Annotated in this window: 12 protein-coding genes; 10 read left to right on the forward strand and 2 right to left on the reverse strand. The window is 40.6% G+C overall.

Annotated elements, in window-relative coordinates; all coding sequences use genetic code 11:
* Positions 1-7 precede the first annotated feature (7 nt).
* The 10 genes from WG989_RS11660 (at position 8) to WG989_RS11705 (ending at position 16,581) form a co-directional block, all read left to right on the forward strand.
* Positions 8-508: a nuclear transport factor 2 family protein gene (locus WG989_RS11660; protein WP_340429584.1), complete on the forward strand. Its 501-nt coding sequence runs from the start codon at positions 8-10 to the stop codon at positions 506-508.
* A 324-nt stretch (positions 509-832) separates the two neighbouring features.
* The gene (locus WG989_RS11665) at positions 833-1,594 is read left to right on the forward strand and encodes an SOS response-associated peptidase (protein ID WP_340429585.1); all 762 of its coding nucleotides are present in this window, start codon (positions 833-835) and stop codon (positions 1,592-1,594) included.
* A 374-nt stretch (positions 1,595-1,968) separates the two neighbouring features.
* Positions 1,969-2,877, forward strand: a complete 909-nt coding sequence (locus tag WG989_RS11670; protein ID WP_340429587.1) for an NmrA family NAD(P)-binding protein — start codon at positions 1,969-1,971, stop codon at positions 2,875-2,877.
* Between the two features lie 220 nt (positions 2,878-3,097).
* Positions 3,098-3,550, forward strand: a complete 453-nt coding sequence (locus WG989_RS11675) for a hypothetical protein (protein ID WP_340429588.1) — start codon at positions 3,098-3,100, stop codon at positions 3,548-3,550.
* Positions 3,551-3,677: 127 nt separating this feature from the next.
* Positions 3,678-4,763 (forward strand): efflux RND transporter periplasmic adaptor subunit, encoded by a 1,086-nt coding sequence (locus WG989_RS11680; protein ID WP_340429590.1) that lies wholly within the window; start codon positions 3,678-3,680, stop codon positions 4,761-4,763.
* A gap of 26 nt (positions 4,764-4,789) precedes the next feature.
* The gene (locus tag WG989_RS11685) at positions 4,790-8,035 is read left to right on the forward strand and encodes an efflux RND transporter permease subunit (RefSeq protein ID WP_340429592.1); all 3,246 of its coding nucleotides are present in this window, start codon (positions 4,790-4,792) and stop codon (positions 8,033-8,035) included.
* Entirely contained in the window at positions 8,019-9,440 is a 1,422-nt protein-coding gene (locus tag WG989_RS11690; protein WP_340429594.1) for a TolC family protein, read from the forward strand. Before WG989_RS11685 ends, WG989_RS11690 begins: the two co-directional genes overlap by 17 nt.
* A 419-nt stretch (positions 9,441-9,859) precedes the next feature.
* Positions 9,860-10,441, forward strand: a complete 582-nt coding sequence (locus tag WG989_RS11695; protein WP_340429595.1) for a hypothetical protein — start codon at positions 9,860-9,862, stop codon at positions 10,439-10,441.
* Between the two features lie 57 nt (positions 10,442-10,498).
* Positions 10,499-13,813 carry a T9SS type B sorting domain-containing protein gene (locus WG989_RS11700; protein ID WP_340429597.1) on the forward strand — a complete coding sequence of 1,105 codons (3,315 nt, stop codon included), beginning with the start codon at positions 10,499-10,501 and terminating at the stop codon, positions 13,811-13,813.
* Between the two features lie 515 nt (positions 13,814-14,328).
* Positions 14,329-16,581 carry a TonB-dependent receptor family protein gene (locus tag WG989_RS11705; protein WP_340429598.1) on the forward strand — a complete coding sequence of 751 codons (2,253 nt, stop codon included), beginning with the start codon at positions 14,329-14,331 and terminating at the stop codon, positions 16,579-16,581.
* A 196-nt stretch (positions 16,582-16,777) separates the two neighbouring features.
* On the opposite strand, the gene WG989_RS11710 is transcribed toward WG989_RS11705, so the two are convergent.
* Together WG989_RS11710 and WG989_RS11715 are read right to left on the reverse strand one after the other, a co-directional pair.
* Positions 16,778-17,125 (reverse strand): outer membrane protein assembly factor BamB family protein, encoded by a 348-nt coding sequence (locus tag WG989_RS11710; RefSeq protein ID WP_340429600.1) that lies wholly within the window; start codon positions 17,123-17,125, stop codon positions 16,778-16,780.
* Positions 17,126-17,913: 788 nt separating this feature from the next.
* Positions 17,914-19,122 (reverse strand): hypothetical protein, encoded by a 1,209-nt coding sequence (locus WG989_RS11715; RefSeq protein ID WP_340429602.1) that lies wholly within the window; start codon positions 19,120-19,122, stop codon positions 17,914-17,916.
* Between the last annotated feature and the right edge of the window lie 165 nt (positions 19,123-19,287).

Raw genomic sequence — 19,287 nt, forward strand, 5'->3', positions numbered from 1 at the left:
AGAGAAAATGCGAAAGGAATATTTGACTCTGGTGCTGTTCACTCTGATCGTAGGGTGCAGGGAAACAAGCAACTCTCTTTCGGAAGCAGAAAAAAAAGAAATAAAGGCTAAAATTATTGAAAGCTATAAGAAACATATAGAAGACCTGAAACGACTAGATTATAATGCATTAATGCCATATTATGTAAATAATGAAGATCAAGCAGTGTTTGTAGATGGCAAATATTGGGGAGGTTACGAAATCATTGAAAAAGTATGGAGAGACTTTTGTGAAAATACCGACACAATCATTTACTGGAATCTCAGCAATTCACATGTTTATCCGTTCTCAAAAGAGGCAGCTTCTTTTCTCGTTGAATTTGACAACCTACGAATACATAAAAATGGTGATACAGTAATGGGACCAGGCTCCTTTGCATTAGGGATGCAGAAAATAAATGGCAACTGGAAAATAACCACTGTACATGCAACTCATAATTATACAAAAGCGCCTTGGTTAAGAAAGTGACATTTTTAAAACAGCACACAACATGAACTGTGCAAAAAAAGCCAAACGATTTCTATTGCACTTGTTGGATTGCTAAGGAAAAAATCACGCAGCCCTTCCTTCGCAGAAACGTCTCCCACAGAAGACGTTTCGTCATACAGTGTTGAAGTGTAAATACGCCAGGTCCTTTTCAGGAGATGTGGCTTCGAAGTAGTCCTTGCAAAAATATAGTTCAGTTCAGTTACGCACATGCACAGGTGGGCAGATCTGCGCAAGAAACCTACGAACAGCCTGCAACAACATCAAATCCATGCAAACAATTAACTTTAATGCAAATGCATGGGTATGTGTAATTTTTATGGAACAATTGTAAAGAGGGTAGAGTACATCAAACTGCTGCAAATTGAAAAACAGCTCGGCACTGCAGCAGCGATGAATGAACTGCAAATCATGAAAGACAGGTTCAGGTATTCCAACTCGGTGATCCTGCGAAAAGCAACCACTGATGATGTGGAAGCGGCTGCTGCTCATTGGGAGTTTATACCGCCATGGATAAAGTCGATCGATGAGCTGAAAGAAAAACGAAAGCAGGGGATACCCTGGCTCAATTCAAAAGGAGAAACGTTGCTGGAGAGTAAAATGTTCAGAGAAGCGGCACTCAAACGCAGATGCCTGGTGTTGGCCACACACTTCTACGAATGGCGACACTACCAACCGGAAGACGCAAAGAAAGAAACAGCCTACCCCTATGCCATTGAAGTAAACAATACTGATTATTTCTACATGGCAGGCATCTGGCAACCATGGACTGATAAAACAACCGACGAAACGATGGATACGTTTGCCATTATTACCACAAGGGCCAACGAATTAATGGAAGTAGTGCACAACAAAAAAAAGCGCATGCCTACGATATTGCCCGAAGCATTGGCGTACGAATGGGCGTTGGGTAATTTATCGGAAGCACGGATAACGGAGTTGGCTTGCTATCAATATCCGTCGGAAGATATGAATGCCCATACGATTGCAAAAGATTTTAAAACGGCTGCTGATCCGTTGGCTGAAGTTGAGTATGAAGAATTACCTGCATTGGATCTGGCGTTATGATTGCGTAAGATGTTTCCCGTTCCTTATGCAGAAACGTCTCCCGCAGGGTAGGTTTCGTCATACATCGTTGAAGTGTACTTACGCCAGGTCCCTTTCAGGAGACGTGGCTTCGAAATAAGGATTTTATTTATTTACACCTACTGCGGAAAATTTATATAAGCAATTAGGTTGGTAACAATTGGAACGACTTGCTTTGGGTGGAAGAGATATTGTGGCGATGAAAAAAGGAATTATAAGTTGAGTATTTGCAATTAAGTAACCTGGCAACTACTAAGGCACGTATCTTCACGAGGAACAAATCCATTGATTTTCGTTCTTAAACATTTACAGTGCATAGAAATAAGCGAAAGCTTTTAGAAAATCATAATTAAAGCATGACGAGAAAAATAGTAGTAGCTGGCGGCACGGGCAATTTAGGTGGTAAAATTATTGATGCGTTGTTAGAAAAAGATGCAGAAGTTGTTGCCATTGTTCGGTTAACAACAGATGATAAAAAGGTACGTGAATTGGAAGCCAAGGGCGTTCAGGTATTTCGGGTAGACACAACTGAGAAATCAGAGATTTCAAAACATTGCATAGGCGCCCATTGTGTGGTATCAGCTTTAGCTGGTCTGCGGGAAACAATTATTGATGCGCAGAAAATCCTGTTAGATGCGGCAGTGGAGGCAAAGGTTCCCCGGTTTATTCCAAGTGATTATTCAAATGATTTTACGAATCTGGTGGTTGGGCAAAATCGAAACTTTGATTTGCGTCGTGAGTTTCATGAATATCTTGATCGAGCTCCGATAAAAGCGACAACTGTTTTTAACGGACCGTTTATGGATTTGCTCACAACAGACATGCCGTTGATTCTTTTTAAAAAACAGCGCATTCTTTGTTGGGGTAATCCTGATCAAATCATTGAATTTACCCATACCAATAATGTTGCCTCATTTACTGCTGAGGCTGCGTTGGATGCTGACACTCCGAGATATTTACGAATTGCCGGTGATCGTTTATCCTGCAACGACTTTGTGCAATTGCTGACAACGCTTACAGGAAAAAAATATAAACTATTCAGACCGGGAGGAATCGGTTTTTTGAATGTGGTGATCAACATTACAAAGTTTTTTTCACCTTCAAAAAATGAACTTTACCCGGCCTGGCAGGGGATGCAATATATGCGTGATATGATGGAGGGTAGAATACAATTTCAAGCATATGATAACAATCGATATCCAAACTTGCAATGGCTCTCTGTGAGAGATTTTTTGAAGACGAACATGCAAGTGTTAAATACTTAAGTGAATCATTTGATCGATTCGGCTTGCATTGAAAATACCAGCTATATCGCTGCCTTTTTGCGTGTCTTTTTCATTTGTATGTTAATGGCTGACAACAAACTATCGCTTTTCCATTTCTTCTTTCTTGTACATGCATCATCTTAATGAACGTTAGTGATTTATGCTAAAAAATGATAAGTTTTCGCCGATCTGCTGATCTGTTTGTACTTTCGCTTCCGGAATGTCACAAACAAGCAGTTACATAAAATTGCGCAAGCAGCGTAAAACACCCATCAAAACAGTTATTAATTACTGCCTGATTGCTTTGTTGGCTTTTAGTTTTTCCTGGCAGCAGTTTTCAGCTTTTATAACTATCCAAGGCCCCAGAACTGCCAGTGCTTCCGGTTTTCACGCTCAACATTCAACGGCAACTGCTCCTCAATTTTCTTCTCATTTTCCATTTGAATCGGCTCCTATCGGACAAGAGATGGAAATGGAAGTGCTGGAAGAAGATGAAACCAAAAACAGTCATGATGAATATTGTACAGCGTTTGTTCAAACCTATTCATCCGATGAAATTCTTTATACGTCTTCACTAAAAAGTCGCTTTTTGCAACTGGCAACTTCTATTCATAACCGCTCAACGGTTCCTTTTTTCATTCTCCACCATTCGTGGAAGAGTTACCTGTCTTAATTTTTTCTTTTTCGATTCTTGCCTTTATATGGTTCGTACCATATAAACATCTTTCTATTACTACGTTCATTCAGTAGCGGAATGAATACTGTGGTTATGCATTCACCCATCTTAAATCGAAATTTTAATGAAGAAGATATTCGCTCTCTCCATTGTGGCAGCGGTAGTTGGTTTTTCTTCCTGTGCACATCAGGAAGAAGAAAAAGAAACAGAAGCAACGTTTGTAGTGACCAGTCCGATACAAATGGACACGGTTCTTTACAAAGAGTATGTAGGTCAGGTTCAATCCTCCAGTCATATTGAATTACGATCGCAGGAACGTGGTTTCCTTGAAAAAATATTTGTTGATGAAGGACAGTTTGTAAAAAAAGGGCAACTGCTGTTCAAGATCATGCCACTCATTTACCAGGCAGAAGTTGCAAAAGCAAAAGCAGAAATGGAGTTTGCCGAAATTGAATACAAGAACACCAAAAGCCTTACCGATAACAATGTTGTATCGCCTAACGAACTGGCTCTTGCAAAAGCCAAGCTGGATAAAGCAAAAGCAGAGCTGGCATTAGCGCAGGCTCATTTAGGCTTTACTGAAATACGTGCGCCTTTTGATGGAATCATGGATCGTTTTCAGAAACGTTTGGGCAGTCTTATCGACGAAGGTGAATTACTCACTACTCTTTCGAACAACAGCAAAATGTGGGTGTACTTTAATGTTCCGGAAGCTGAGTATCTCGACTATATCCAAAAAGCAAAATCGCAACAAACACAACATGTGCTGTTGCAAATGGCCAACAAAGAATTGTTCAGCTTACCCGGCATTGTAGAAACCATTGAAGCCGATTTCAATAATGAAACAGGCAACATCGCTTTCAGAGCAACATTCCCGAACCCAAAAGGGATTCTTCGACATGGTGAAACAGGAAATGTTTTGATGCCTGTTACACTTAAAAACGTCCTCATCATTCCGCAAAAGGCAACTTTCGATGTGCTCGATAAAAAGTTTGTCTATATCGTTGATAAAAACAATGTGCTGAAGGCAAAACAAATCACCATTGCTCAGGAAATGCCACACTTGTACATCGTTGCAACAGGACTTAGCGCCAGCGATAAAATTCTTGCAGAAGGTTTAGGTAAGGTGAAGAACAACGAAAAGATCACGTATGAGTTTGTTTCGTTCAGGAAAGAAATGGCGGAGTTAAATAATTTACATGCCGAGTAAGGCAGGAACCAAAAAACAAATATCGAATGTTTAATAAGTTTATAAAAAGACCGGTTCTTGCTATTGCGCTATCTATCGTAATTGTTTTCATGGGACTGTTGGCTATTAAAACATCATCGGTTGCACAGTTTCCTGAAATAGCTCCACCCCGGGTAAATATCTTCATTGAGTTTCCCGGTTCTAATGCAGATGTATTGGTGAAATCAACACTTACCATTCTGGAGCGTGCTATTAATGGTGTACAGGGTATGCAATACATTTTGAGTGATGCTACCAGTGCAGGCGAAGCAACGATTGAAGTGATTTTTGAACCGGGCACCGATCCAACGCTCGCCGCTGTGCGAGTGAAATCAAGAGTTGATCAGGTAATGACCAACCTGCCTCCTTTGGTTCAACGGGAAGGGGTGATCATCTCTCCGTTACAACCAAGTATGTTGATGTATTTGAATCTTTACAGCGAGAAAAACGATGTTGATGAAAAGTTTTTATTCAACTATGCCAACACATTTATTTTGCCGGAGCTTCAACGGATCAAGGGAATGGGACTTGCTCAGGCAATTGGCAGTCGTTCGTTTGCAATACGTGTTTGGTTAAACCCTGAACGAATGAGAGCCTACAGCATTTCTGCTGATGAAGTGTTGAAAGCAATTGATGAGCAAAGTGTATTGGCAAGGCCGGGCAGGGTTGGCTTGAGCTCAGGAAAAACTGCACAATCGCAGGAATATGTTTTTACTTACAAAGGATGGTACAATACACCTGAGCAATACCAGGATATTATTATCAAGGCAAATGCCAATGGTGAACTACTGAAGCTGAAAGATATTGCTGAAGTTGAAGTAGGAAGTGAATTTGTTGATATCTACTCAAACAAAGATGGCCATCCTTCTGCATCGCTTGTACTGAAACAAAATCCCGGCAGTAATGCCAGTATCGTGATCGATGAAGTAAAAGCAAAACTGCAGGAGTTGAAAAAAGATTTTCCTCCGGGTATTGATTACGAGATCAACTACGATGTATCAAAATTTGTGGATGCATCCATTGAGAAAGTATTACACACATTGGTAGAAGCATTTATTCTTGTGGCCATTGTTGTGTTTATTTTTCTTGGTGATTGGCGATCTACATTCATTCCCATTCTTGCAGTTCCTGTATCACTCATTGGTGCATTTACATTGATGAAGTTCTTCGGCTTAAGTATTAACCTCATTACATTGTTTGCGTTGGTACTCGCCATTGGTGTGGTGGTGGATGATGCCATTGTGGTAGTAGAAGCAGTACATGTGAAGATGGAAGAAGAAAACCTCTCTCCTTTCGCTGCAGTTAAGAAAGTGATCCGTGAGATCAGTGGTGCCATCATTGCCATAACCTTAGTTATGATCTCGGTATTTGTTCCGGTTGCATTTATGAGCGGACCAGTGGGTGTACTCTATCGCCAGTTTTCATTGACCATGGCAAGTGCAATTTTCATTTCCGGTTTTGTGGCACTTACGCTTACACCGGTGTTATGTGCCATCTTACTCAAGAACACGCATGGCAAACCAAAACGGAAAACGCCGATCAGCATGTTTCTCGATTGGTTCAACAGAACGTTTGAACGTGTTACAGGTAAGTACACCAAATTTCTTACACTGATTGTAAACCGAAGAGTGGTTACGTTTGGCGTTTTAATTGTATTTGCGTTTGGTATTGCCGGCGTCAACAAAGTGTTACCTGCAGGATTTATTCCAAGTGAAGATCAGGGGCAGATCTATGCGATTATACAAACAGCACCCGGCACCACGCTTGAACGTACCAATGAAATATCCAGAAAGCTTCAACTGATTGCAAGGAAAATCGAAGGTGTTGCATCGGTAACTTCTCTTGCAGGTTATGAAATTCTTACGGAAGGACGTGGATCGAATGCAGGTACTTGTTTGATCAACTTAAAAGATTGGTCGGAGCGGAAACAATCTGTAAAAGAAGTGATCGAAGAGTTGGAAAAAGAATGCAAAGATCTTCCTGCCAATATCGAATACTTTGAGCCACCTGCTGTGCCGGGTTATGGTACATCGGATGGTTTCTCTCTGCGTTTATTAGACAAAGGCAGTGATGTAGATTACCAGGAATTCGACAAAGTAAATGCTGAGTTTTTAGCCGAACTGAAAAAAAGAAAAGAGTTGAATGGTTTATTTTCTTTTTACTCAGCTAAATATCCGCAATATGAAATTTTTGTAGATAACGAATTGGCCATGCAAAAAGGGGTTTCTGTTGGTGATGCCATGGAAAACATGAACGTCATGATCGGCAGCACCTACGAACAGGGCTTTATCCGGTTCAACAACTATTACAAAGTGTATACGCAGGCGGGTCCTGAGTTCAGGAAGCAGCCATCCGACATTCTCAACATGTTTATCAAAAATGAGCATGGTGAAATGGTTCCCTACTCAGCTTTCATGAAAATCAAAAAGACACAGGGGCCCAATGAAATTGCACGTTACAATTTATACATCTCGTCGTTGATAAATGGTATACCAGCGAAGAGCTACTCATCAGGTGATGCCATCAGGGCCATTAAAGAAGTAGCATCACAAAAATTACCACGTGGTTATGATATTGCATGGGAAGGTCTTTCATACGATGAAGCAAGAAGAGGAAACGAAGCCTTGTATTTATTTCTTGTTGTACTCTTCTTTGTGTATTTAATTCTGGCTGCACAGTATGAAAGTTTTCTGTTGCCGTTTGCAGTGTTGCTTTCGCTGCCACCCGGTATATTCGGTTCGTTCCTGTTATTAAAAAGTATGGGATTAGCGAATGATGTATATGCACAGGTTGGGCTTATTATGTTGGTTGGTTTGCTTGGCAAGAATGCGGTATTGATCGTTGAATTTGCAGTGCAGAAACACAACAAAGGCGCTACTGTACTTGATGCAGCCATTGAAGGTGCGAGAGCCCGTTTCCGTCCCATCTTAATGACATCGTTTGCATTTATTGCGGGTTTGATTCCATTGGTACTTGCAACAGGACCTGGTGCTGTGGGTAACCATACCATTGGTGCATCTGCATTGGGTGGTATGTTATTCGGAACCGTTTTCGGTGTCATCATTGTACCGGGACTCTACTTCGTATTCGGCAAACTGTCGGAAGGCAAACATCTCATCAGAGACGAAGATGAAAATCCGTTGAGTGAAGATTTTGTTGAAAGCCGTTCCGAGGCAGCACTTACGAAGACGATCAAAAAATTAATCAAACGAATCAGAAACACTAATACAAATGAAAATGAACATAACAGCTAAATACATTGCACTTGTTGTTTGCATAGGTTGGCTGGGTGCCTGTAAAATACCTGCTGTTAGCAGTAAACAGGAAAGAAAATTTACTCCTGCGGCTTACACCAACTCGCAGGATACAACCAACTCGGTAAAATTAAATTGGAAAAACTATTTTACCGATCCCAATCTTCTTGCATTGATCGACACTGCTCTCCGTAATAACCAGGAGTTGAACATAACGTTACGTGAAATTGAAATGAGTAAGAATGAGATCATGGCACGGAAAGGTGAATACATGCCATTCCTTCATTTGAAAGCAGGTGCTGTTGCCGACAGAGCAGGTAACTACACATGGGATGGCATTTCGGAAGAAGACTGGAAATCAAGTCCGGATAAAGGTCATCCATACATTGGAGATTTCATGGTGGGTACCTACTTTACATGGGAACTGGATGTGTGGAAGAAATTACGTACTGCAAAAAAAGCAACCGTCCTGCGATATCTGTCAACCATTGAAGGAAAAAACTTTATGGTTACAACGATCATTGCAGAAATAGCCAACTCTTATTACGAGTTAATAGCGATGGATAATCTACTGGCGATTATTCAACAGAATATTGAGTTGCAAAAAAATGCATTGCAGCTTGTGAAGCTTGAGAAAGATGCTGCGAAGGTTACGCAGTTAGCTGTTAACCGCTTTGAAGCGCAATTGCTCAACACACAAAATCTGCAATATGAAATTCAACAGCAAATCGTTGAAACAGAGAACAGGATCAATTTTTTAACGGGACGATTTCCGCAACCTGTTGTACGTAATTCAGCTGCGTTTAACAACCTGGTGCTTGATCCGATCTTTGCAGGTGTGCCATCGCAACTGCTATTTTATCGTCCCGATATTCGACGAGCTGAGTTAGAACTTGCTGCATCGAAATTGGATGTGCAGGTGGCAAAGGCGAATTTCTATCCATCGTTCAGTCTTACGGCTGGTGTTGGTTTGCAGGCATTCAATCCGGTGTATCTGATCAGGCCGGAATCGATCCTTTATAATTTAGCAGGTGACCTGGTTGCACCATTAATCAATAAGAATGCAATTAAAACCACTTACTTTAATGCAAATGAAAAACAGATACAGGCTGTCTATCGTTATGAGCGTTCCATTTTAAATGCGCATATCGAAGTGGTGAATCAACTTTCAAGAATGGACAACTTCACGAAGAGTTATGAAACAAAAGCGAAAGAAGTGGATATCCTTACACAATCGATCACTATTTCAAACAACCTGTTCCGTTCTGCAAGAGCAGATTACATTGAAGTGTTGTTAACGCAACGGGAAGCATTGGAATCCAAAATCGATCTGATTGAGATTAAGCTGAAACAACTTAATGCCAAAGTAAATATTTATAAAGCGTTGGGAGGAGGATGGAATTAAAGATGTAAATCTGCAAGGGTATTGGCTTCGTCAAATCTACAGTGATGAAGCCAATACCTTTTTTAACCTAGTCTGCAACAGCGATATTAACAACTGAGTGGATGACAAGCTTTTCGTCGGCCCCTTCCTTCGCAGAAATGTCTCCCGCAGGGGACGTTTCGTGATGCAGCGTTGAAGTGTAATTACGCCAGGTTCCTTTCAGGAGACATGGCTACGAAATAAATAGAAGCCGGCAGTCATTACGTTGCGCTGGTGATTACAGCAGCGGAAAGATCCACTTCAAGCTTTGGGCAGTTAGTAATTCTGAACATTAGTATTGTGTTTATTCTCACAGTTATTCTTCTATGACGCACACTTATAAACTTTATAGGGTTGCTTTTTTTTAATTCGTTTCCAATTCATTACTTTAATCCCAAAAGATGAAACTAACCAGCATTCTATTCGCACTTATTTTAATCACATTTGCAGGTAAAACGTCATTTGCTCAAGAGAAAGAGGAAAAAATTAAGTGGGCACCCAACCCCGAAATGATTCCTCCCCATTTTGATCCTAACAAACATATTTTGCTGGTATTGCAATTGCCCAAACTTAGAAACCCTGAAAAAGTGCATGTAGCCGGTACAAAAGATATTGATGATGCCTTTAAAGCTAATTATACAGGTTATCAGTATGTGATGATTTCGCCGGCTGATTTAGAGGATGGAAATTCGAAATACAAAGACACATCGGTTTACCGGTTTGTGCTATACAATACCGGGGTTAAAATAAGCAGGATAGATGGTGGTTACACATTGCGCACCGATCCAAGTACGGGATTGACGATGCGAACATCCAATCCTCCCGCTCGAGTTGGGCAAACAATTGTTGATTTTTACATGCACGACCGGGTAACAAATGAGGACTATGTAAGAAGTGGCCGACCTACCAGTTTTATTAAAATGACGTTGCGCCCTATTATTTTAACGATGGCGCAGCAAGGAAGGAAAAAGAAAGCTGCTTAATTTTTAAGCAATCTCCCTTTCAGATAACATTGCTGCGAAGCAAGGAAACTAAAATATATGCCCACTTCCAAAATCCTACTCTTGTTATTTACCTGTATATGGTTACATGCATCTGTTGATGCACAGCAAGCTGGCAGTAAACCAACTCCCAACTCAATACGGCCAAGGGCGTTTACGGAAAATGCCAGGGCGATCGATTCAATCCAATCCACCAATGAAACAGCAAATGCCGGCAGAAGGAATCATGTTTCAGCACCCCTTACAGGTGCAAAGCTAATTCGCAAAGAAAATAATCCAAAGCAGGCCATCGGGCAGCAACTCGTTCCAAACTATCTGTTGAATAACCAACAACAAGCGACTTCTTTCAGAACCAATGCCATTTGCTATACCATCTCCGGAAGAAATTTTTTGAAACAAGATTCGCTGGTACTTTATACAAATGACGCCTGCAAAACAAAAGATGGCAACGTGCTCGTAACCGGCGAATTTGGGGAATACACACCCTACCTGATAGAGAGCGGTGGCTATTGTATAAAAACGGATATCGAAGGTAACGTGCTATGGGCAAAGCTATACGACAGTATAGAAGTTGGCGGAACCGATTACACCTATTATACCAGAGTAATTGAATTAGCCAATGGCTCTATCTTACTTGCCGGGAGAACAAAAAACAAAATTTCCGGTAACGACGATTTTGTGTTGACCAAACTGGATAATAACGGCAACCTTATTTGGCTGAAAACTTATGAAGCGAGGTTATGGCAGGGTTTTAATGGCAGCGGAGATTCTTTTCCGCTAACCGATCTTGAAGAAGACCCGGCAACCGGTGCTATTTATTTTACAGGCGGTCTTTGGGGAGGTATCAGTTGTGTAACAAAAGTTTCCTCTTTGGATGGAAGTATTTCCTGGAGTAATGGTTATGACGGGTACGATAGTGAACAACCTTTTGGCATTGTTATTAACAGCGATCACGTGTTGTTGTTTGATCTTGTGAATGGTTATTATAACCAGAGCTATATTCAAGTGACAGCACTCAATAAAACGAATGGTGATACCTTATTTACCAAATCGGTCAGCCAAACAGGTGACGCATCGCTGGCCCGTTTATATAGAGGTACCCAAGTGGTGAAGTTGAACAACGGGCATTATCGTTTATGTGGTCCTACAACCCGGTATTTTCAATTTCCGGCTTTTACCGGAACAATCGATCTTTTTCATGCGGGTGTAATAGACCTGGATGAGAACCTCAATTTTGTGAAGGCCTGGGGGTTTAAAAACCGGCTGGAGGCCAATGGCTATAATACAAAGATCAGTTTGTTCCCTGATGGGAGTGGCCTTTTTACAATGCTGGATTATGTGAGCAGTTATAACGCTGAAACGATTATTTGCCTGTTCAGGGATGACCAGATCTATCATCAGCGCAAGCGACTGCATGCTAATGAAGGGATACCCTATGAGCCGGCAAGTCTGCAACTTGCTGATGGTGGTTTTTTGAATATAAAATTGATGGGAGACAGTACAAAAACCGGAGACCAGGGTTCACGAATTGACTACTACCGTATTCATACTTCAGATACAGCCTCTTTATGTATTGGGTTAAAGGATTCATCCACCTCTGTTTATTATTTTAATTTCGAGCCGGTGAACAGGCGAATTAATTCAGTGCTTCCGAATGTCTTCAGGGAAAGTCGGGTTAAGAAATTCGAGCAATGGGACTTTTCGCTTCATCCCGATCCTGCCTGTGTGGTGGTTTCTAATTGCGATACGTTGGTTCTTCGTTCAACTGCTACTACCATATGCCCGGGCAACAATGTTACGATTACTATTGGCAAGAATAAAGCATGCGGTAGTCTTGTTCCTTTGGAATATGACAGCAGTTTTGTGAGCAGTGTAACTAAACTCAATGACAGTACTTACAGCTTTCATTTTAATAAACCGGGTAAAGGATTTATTCGTGCAAGTTTGATGGGCTGTGAGTTAAGAAAGGATTCTGTTTTTGTCGAAGTGCTTCCTGCAGTTTATAAGCTGGATATTGGAGCCGATACAGTGATTTGTCCGGGAAATGAAGTTGTATTGAATGCCGGCGCCGGGTTTGCTTCATATCAATGGCAGGATGGAACAACTGATTCCATTTTTACAGTTGTTACTCCGGGAACATATTATGTAACTGCTATTAATGGATGCGGTACATCTTATTCAGATACGGTTATTGTCAACGATCATCCACCTATTCCTATGAGTATCGGTGCAGATCGAACCAAGTGCAACAATGACACTATTCAACTGAACGGACCATCAGGATTTATTAATTACAGTTGGCTGCCCAATTATCAAGTGAGTTCTACGAATACACAAACTATTATTGTGAATCCCGCAGTTGATACGTCTTACGTGCTGAGAGCCGAGTTAACGCCGGGTTGTTTTGCCTTTGATACAGTTCGGGTAAACGTGTTTCGTTCGCCAGTGATCAGTCTTGGATCTGATACAAGTTTTTGTGCGGGCGATAGTTTGTTGTTGAATGCGGGCAGCGGATTTGTACAATACAATTGGAATAATGGAAGTAATGCGCAACAAGTAACAGGATATTCAGCGGGTGTTTATTCCGTTGAAGCAATAACAGCAGAAGGTTGTAAATCATTTGATACGCTGCGCATCGTGAATGTATTTAACAACCCGGTTGTTCGTCTTGATACGGATAACGCTATTTGTGCAGGCAGCAGCAAGCTGTTGGATGCAGGTAGCTTTGCTGCGTATTTGTGGAATGATGGCAGTTCTGCAAGAACCTTAACTGTGAATCAAACAGGAACTTATTCTGTTACCGTAGCTGACAATAATGGTTGCGTAGGATCTGATACAACAAGCATTACTGCATTGCTCCCTCTTCCTGCTGGTTTTTTACCTGCCGACACCTCCATTTGTACCTATGACAAATTAACCTTGAAACCGGAGCAGGGTTTTCGTTCTTATTTGTGGGATAATAATTCCACAAACAGCAATGTTACTATCACCAAGCCGGGATTATATTGGCTTACTGTAACCGATCAGAACGGTTGTGTTGGAAGTGATAGTGTTCTTGTTGCTCCGAAAGATTGCCTGGCTGGGATTTATGTTCCCAATGCGTTTACGCCAAACAACGACAATCTGAATGATGTGATCTACCCCATCATTGGTGGTACTATTGTTCAATACCAATTCAGCATCTTTAACCGTTGGGGGAAATTGGTTTTTACAACAAACGAATTAGGAAAGGGATGGAACGGAATATTCGCAGGTTATCCGCAAGATCCCGGATTGTTTACATGGAAATGTACCTATCAGTTAGAAGGCGATAAACCGCAAGTAGCGAAGGGGTTTGTAATGTTGATTCGTTAAACCCTACAGAATCTAAGAAAATGAATCCATTTCTTCAGACGTTTCTTACTTATGAAAATTTAAGCAGTCAATTCCTTTTTGTAAAGACAGGTACAATGGAATGGTGTATGTGGCTCGTTCCGGAATATTCTGAAATAGTAAGAATTGTTTCGGAATGAGCAATTATCAAATTTATTTGTTTCTCTTTTTTTCGGAATATTCCGGAAAACTGCTATGCCAATTCTATGCATGTAGCGACGCTGTCGTAACAGTTACACTCTATTGTAATCCGTCGGCCCGAGGTCTGGTGTAACCGACCCATGGAGCTAGGATATATAAATCCTGGGGTCCGCTACCTGAGACTCCGGGCGACACAGGACAAACCGATAAGTTAGATGTGTGTTCCAGGTTCCTGGTTTTACGTTTTAAGGCTGATTGATGATGCCTGCTTCATTCCGTATTGCGTAAACAGTTTTCCTCATTGTGTAAATGAATTGAGTGTTTATGATTGACATTTGCACCTGAAAAAAATGCTTATGAACAGGATTCTATTAATTTTTTGGCTGGCAATAACAGCGATAGAAACAAGTGCTCAACAGGACTCAGTAAAAACAGACAGCAGTCGTCTCCATACAAAATACCTGGCAGATATAACAGTGGTAGGCCGTAACAGCCGGGCAGATGTGCATTTCCTGCCTGAAATTGTTGGTGTAAATATCAATGCGGGTAAGAAGAACTCATTAATTGTAGTTGATAATGTGCAGGGAAATGTAGTTACCAACACCATGCGGCAGGTAGTAGCTAAAATTCCCGGTATACAAATTTGGGAAAGTGATGGAAGCGGCATTCAGATCGGTATTGCGGCAAGAGGATTGAGCCCTAACCGAAGCTGGGAGTTTAACACAAGACAAAACGGTTATGATATTGCTGCAGATCCTTACGGTTATCCGGAAGCATACTACAATCCGCAACTACAGGCAGTGCAACGGATTGAAATTATAAGAGGACATGGATCGCTGCAATACGGTCCGCAGTTCGGCGGCATGGTTAATTACATTTTACGAAATGGGAATGAGATCAATAAGCCGTTTGAATTTGAAACACAACAAACTATTGGCAGCAACGGCTTGTTTAATAGTTATAATGCTGTAGGTGGTGAAACAAAGAAGTATCACTACTATGGTTTTTTTGATCACCGAAATGCAGATGGATACAGGCAGAACAGCCGTTACTATAACAACTCCGGTTTTGGAACATTTACCTATCGTTTTAACGATAAGTTTTCGGTTACTGCTGAGTTGATGAGGAGTAACATGCGTAGCCAGCAACCCGGAGGTTTAACCGATGCGCAATTGAAACAAGACATGAAACAAAGTTTCAGAAGCCGTAACTGGTTTGACGTAACCTGGACAACTGCCGCACTCATCAGCAATTATAAATTCAGCGAAACATCACGTTTGAATGTAAAGTTATTTGCTGTACATGGCGACAGGAACAGTGTGGGCTTTATGCCATCTGCAGGAATAATTGTAAACGATACCATCAACAAAACCACCAATCAATACAACACACGTAATCTGAATGAAGATGATTACAGGAATTACGGTTTGGAAGTACGCTACCTCGGCGCCTACAAGCTTGGTAAAATGAACAACTCATTTTCATTGGGCGGGCGTTTATACAAAGGCACAACACTCCGTTATGCAGCTGATGGAAAAGGAAGTACAGGATCAGATTATGATATGAGGGTGAGCGACGGTATCTGGACAAGAGATATTGATTTCAACACGGTAAATGCAGCATTACATGCAGAAAACATTTTCAGAATTTCTGAAAAACTGATCGTTATTCCCGGGTTACGGTATGAATATATTACCGGACAAGCAAGTGGACGTAATGGTTTCAGTGCCGGTAACGAAGTGTTGTTACAGAATCAAAAGCGCAGCCGTGGATTTGTACTGGCTGGTGTAGGGGCAGAATATCATGTTACATCAATGAGCGAACTCTATGCAAATATTACACAAGCTTACCGCCCTGTACAGTTTGCTGATTTAACAGCACCGCCCACAACCGATGAAGTAGACCAGGATATAAAAGATGCGAAGGGTTATAATGCTGATTTAGGCTATCGTGGACGTTTTGGTTCCTATCTATTTTTTGACGTAAGTGCATTTTACCTGCAATACAATAACCGAATCGGCACTATTGTTCAGCAACGTACCGATGGTAGTTTTTATAACTATCGCACCAATGTTGGTAACAGCACAAGCAAAGGAATTGAGGCTCTGCTGGAATTCAGCCCGGTAAAAGCAATTACAGAGAAATCAACATGGGGCGATATTAACCTGTTTGTTTCTTATGGTTTCACAGATGCCCGTTATGGAAATTTTAAAGTGATCACAAAAAACAGCAGCAACCAGTTGGTTGAAAGCAATCTGCAGAATAAGAAAGTGGAAAACGCACCGGAGCATATTGTACGAAGTGGTTTAACTTATTCGTTCAAAGGATTTTCCTTCACCACACAAGTAAGCTATGTAAGTGAAGCATTTGCAGATGCAAACAATACAGTTACAGCAACAGCAAATGCGCAAAACGGAATTATTCCTGCATATACTGTTACTGATTTAACGGCGTCGTATCGCTTCAATAAAAATCTAAACATCAAAGCAGGTATTAATAATCTTACGAATGAAAAATATTTCACTCGCAGGGCGGGTGGTTATCCGGGACCGGGAGCATTGCCGGCAGATGGAAGGACATTCTTTATCAGTGTTGGAGCAAAATTCTAAACTGAAACAGATCATAAAAAACTTCACTTAAAAAGTGGAGTTTTTTTATGCCATTTTTTTACGGTGAGTCATGTGGAACCGACTCACCGAAAAAAAACGTCTACCGCAGGGGACCTTTCGTCATACAGCGTTTAAGTGTTGTTACGCCACGTCCCTTTCAGTAGACGTGGCTACGAAATAAAGAAGCCGACAGTCATTACGTTCCGCTTGTGATTATAGCAGCGGTTACAGCGGCCTGTGTTGCAGCTGCCGCAGCAGCAACCGGTTCGTTTGCAACGCCTGCCATACTAATAAAGTTGTAACCCCATCCTTTCAGTTCGTTTACCCATACCAGTGAGCCATCTTTTGCACGTAAGCAAAACAAGATACCAGAGGAGGCTATAAAGAGTTTATCGCCTTCAGCAGAAATTTGTCCGTAGTTATAGCCATTGCTGTTAGCAAGGTATTCTTTCAGTTTAATTTCCCAACTGATGGCCCCATCTTTTTTATTGACAGCAGCTACTCTTCCTTTCGACAGAATGTACAGATGATTGACAGGCTTCATGTTTTTTTGATAAAAATAGGAAATGCGGATGAAGGGAAGTGAAGGAGGGAGGCTCGCCTGCGAAAGAAGAAACGTTCTGCAAAAATAATATTCCGGAATAGTCCGAAATTATTTGAAAAGTTACGGAATAGGATAGTATTCGTTTTACACGTTTCTCTTTTTTTCGGAATATTCCGGAAAACAGCTATGTGAATTCTATGAATATAATAGCGTCTTATTAATAGTTACATTCTATTGTAATATAATCCGGATTATTTCGGAAATTTTTCCGTTCACTTGAAGTGACGTTTAGCCGACCAGGGGAGTTATCCTATGTAAATCCAAGGTGCCATTATTTGAAATCTGATTTGTACAAGAAAGATTGTAGTATTGATCCGATTATTGGAGAGAAGATTAATAAAGTTCACTTTGATCGAATAGTCCTAACAATGAATTATCGGCTGCTTTCGATAATCTTCCCCATCCTGATACATTAGTAGAACAGATCGTTGAAAATTTAGAAGCCGGGTTGGAACGTTTTAAAGCGATTATTGCGAGTTTGAATAGTAAAGGATAATTCTGATTTTCTTCATTCGCATTATCACAACAGGTACATGAAAATAATTGGCCAGAGCTTACAAATCCTATCTGATTTTCGGATTAAGGAATGTTATATAAGCTTTCTCATTGAATGATTTTTGTTTCGATTGTTGATCGTTATCGATATCAAAGAAAATCAGTTGTTTCTGTTGCTGGGCTTTGTAATTTTTTTCCTATAATTTACTGTAAAGCGACTTGTAATGTCTGAGTTATTTATGATTGCTTGTATCACTTAATATTAACTTATCATCCGGTGTTCTCAGGAGAATGCTTTTTTCATCAAGAAGACGTTTAAGTTTTTGATCCGTCATTTCATCAAGCAACTGGTTTTTTAATTGGAATATCCGTGTATCATTATCACTTTTGTGCCAATTCACAATTTTGCATTTGCAGCTTGCATTTTCTAAGGTGTTCAACACTTCTTCAACCTTGCCACCCCGGCCTTGTTTGACATACACTTCCCTGATCCCAATAATATTATTTTTTTCAGCCACGTCAAAACTCCACGATGCTGATATCACATTTTTATATTGACCTGAATCATTCAGTTTCATCAATGAATGACGGGGTGATTCAATTTTTCCTTCTTTGTTTCTGATGTAAGAATGAATTGATACAAGCCAAGGCGATTCAAATTGTATGTAACCATCATGAACAAAACTGGCGCCATAGCGGGTAAATAAAAAATAGCCGTCTTTGTATTTTATGTCCATGATGTTCGGCACTACCAAATGGTATCGGTTAGGGTCAGTTGATCTTGCTTGTGGCGAGCCCGTATAGCAAAGCCAGATTCCTTCTAGGCTGTCAATTTCAGCTTGGGTCACTTTATACGGCAAAATTTTTAAATCATGACTGATTGTTACTACCTGATTCCGGGATGTTCTCCATTGAAAAGTTGAGTAAATCAATGCAGCGGTCAGCAAAATAATAATAAGTAGCAAGAAGGTTTTACCGGGTATGTTTTTTTTGGGACTGAGGATTTCTGACGATTCATTTACTTCAGTAACTGGGCTGTCAGTCTTTTCCTGCCAGATAAGATTTTCATCTACCGGATCAGCTTCAAAACCTTTTCTGCCTTTTCCATATAAATAAATATAACAGGCATCAATTAAAAAAGGACGTGGCTTGGAAACAATCTGGTTAAAGAACGCATCTTTTACCTGATTACCTGTAATGTCGTATTTGCGAAAAGGGTGTTCAAGTTTCCTTGGGTTTAAATCAATTTCATAACGATCATGAATTAAGGTTTCACTTGTATAAGGAAGTTGATTGCTGATTTCACTTAAAACCCTTGCAATCGGCTCATAGTTTTTCCGGTTTGAGTTCTTACTGATTACTTCGCCTGATTCCTTTTCAAACTTTTCTATGACTTTGGAAAGCAGGTAAACGATTTCGGATTTGCCGCTTACAATTTTCATAATTTTCTGAGGGCTAACCTGTTAAAAGATTCCAGAAATTATTTTCCGCTTTCCAGAAACCCTGAATTAAAAATAGAATTTTTTCCCGAGACAGATAATTCATGTTCCATGGCTTGATGGTTTAATTTTCACATGCCAACTCTGTATTTAAATTTTAGACTACCA

This window comes from Lacibacter sp. H407 (assembly GCF_037892605.1).
GTDB lineage: Bacteria > Bacteroidota > Bacteroidia > Chitinophagales > Chitinophagaceae > Lacibacter.

What these genes read in the sequence shown, in the direction of transcription:
- WG989_RS11715 (WP_340429602.1), bottom strand. Translation starts at nt 19,122, where the DNA reads ATGAAAATTGTAAGCGGCAAATCCGAAATCGTTTACCTGCTTTCCAAA.
- WG989_RS11695 (WP_340429595.1), top strand. Translation starts at nt 9,860, where the DNA reads ATGAAACTAACCAGCATTCTATTCGCACTTATTTTAATCACATTTGCA.
- WG989_RS11700 (WP_340429597.1), top strand. Translation starts at nt 10,499, where the DNA reads ATGCCCACTTCCAAAATCCTACTCTTGTTATTTACCTGTATATGGTTA.
- WG989_RS11705 (WP_340429598.1), top strand. Translation starts at nt 14,329, where the DNA reads ATGAACAGGATTCTATTAATTTTTTGGCTGGCAATAACAGCGATAGAA.
- WG989_RS11710 (WP_340429600.1), bottom strand. Translation starts at nt 17,125, where the DNA reads ATGAAGCCTGTCAATCATCTGTACATTCTGTCGAAAGGAAGAGTAGCT.
- WG989_RS11685 (WP_340429592.1), top strand. Translation starts at nt 4,790, where the DNA reads ATGTTTAATAAGTTTATAAAAAGACCGGTTCTTGCTATTGCGCTATCT.
- WG989_RS11690 (WP_340429594.1), top strand. Translation starts at nt 8,019, where the DNA reads ATGAACATAACAGCTAAATACATTGCACTTGTTGTTTGCATAGGTTGG.
- WG989_RS11675 (WP_340429588.1), top strand. Translation starts at nt 3,098, where the DNA reads ATGTCACAAACAAGCAGTTACATAAAATTGCGCAAGCAGCGTAAAACA.
- WG989_RS11680 (WP_340429590.1), top strand. Translation starts at nt 3,678, where the DNA reads ATGAAGAAGATATTCGCTCTCTCCATTGTGGCAGCGGTAGTTGGTTTT.
- WG989_RS11665 (WP_340429585.1), top strand. Translation starts at nt 833, where the DNA reads ATGTGTAATTTTTATGGAACAATTGTAAAGAGGGTAGAGTACATCAAA.
- WG989_RS11670 (WP_340429587.1), top strand. Translation starts at nt 1,969, where the DNA reads ATGACGAGAAAAATAGTAGTAGCTGGCGGCACGGGCAATTTAGGTGGT.
- WG989_RS11660 (WP_340429584.1), top strand. Translation starts at nt 8, where the DNA reads ATGCGAAAGGAATATTTGACTCTGGTGCTGTTCACTCTGATCGTAGGG.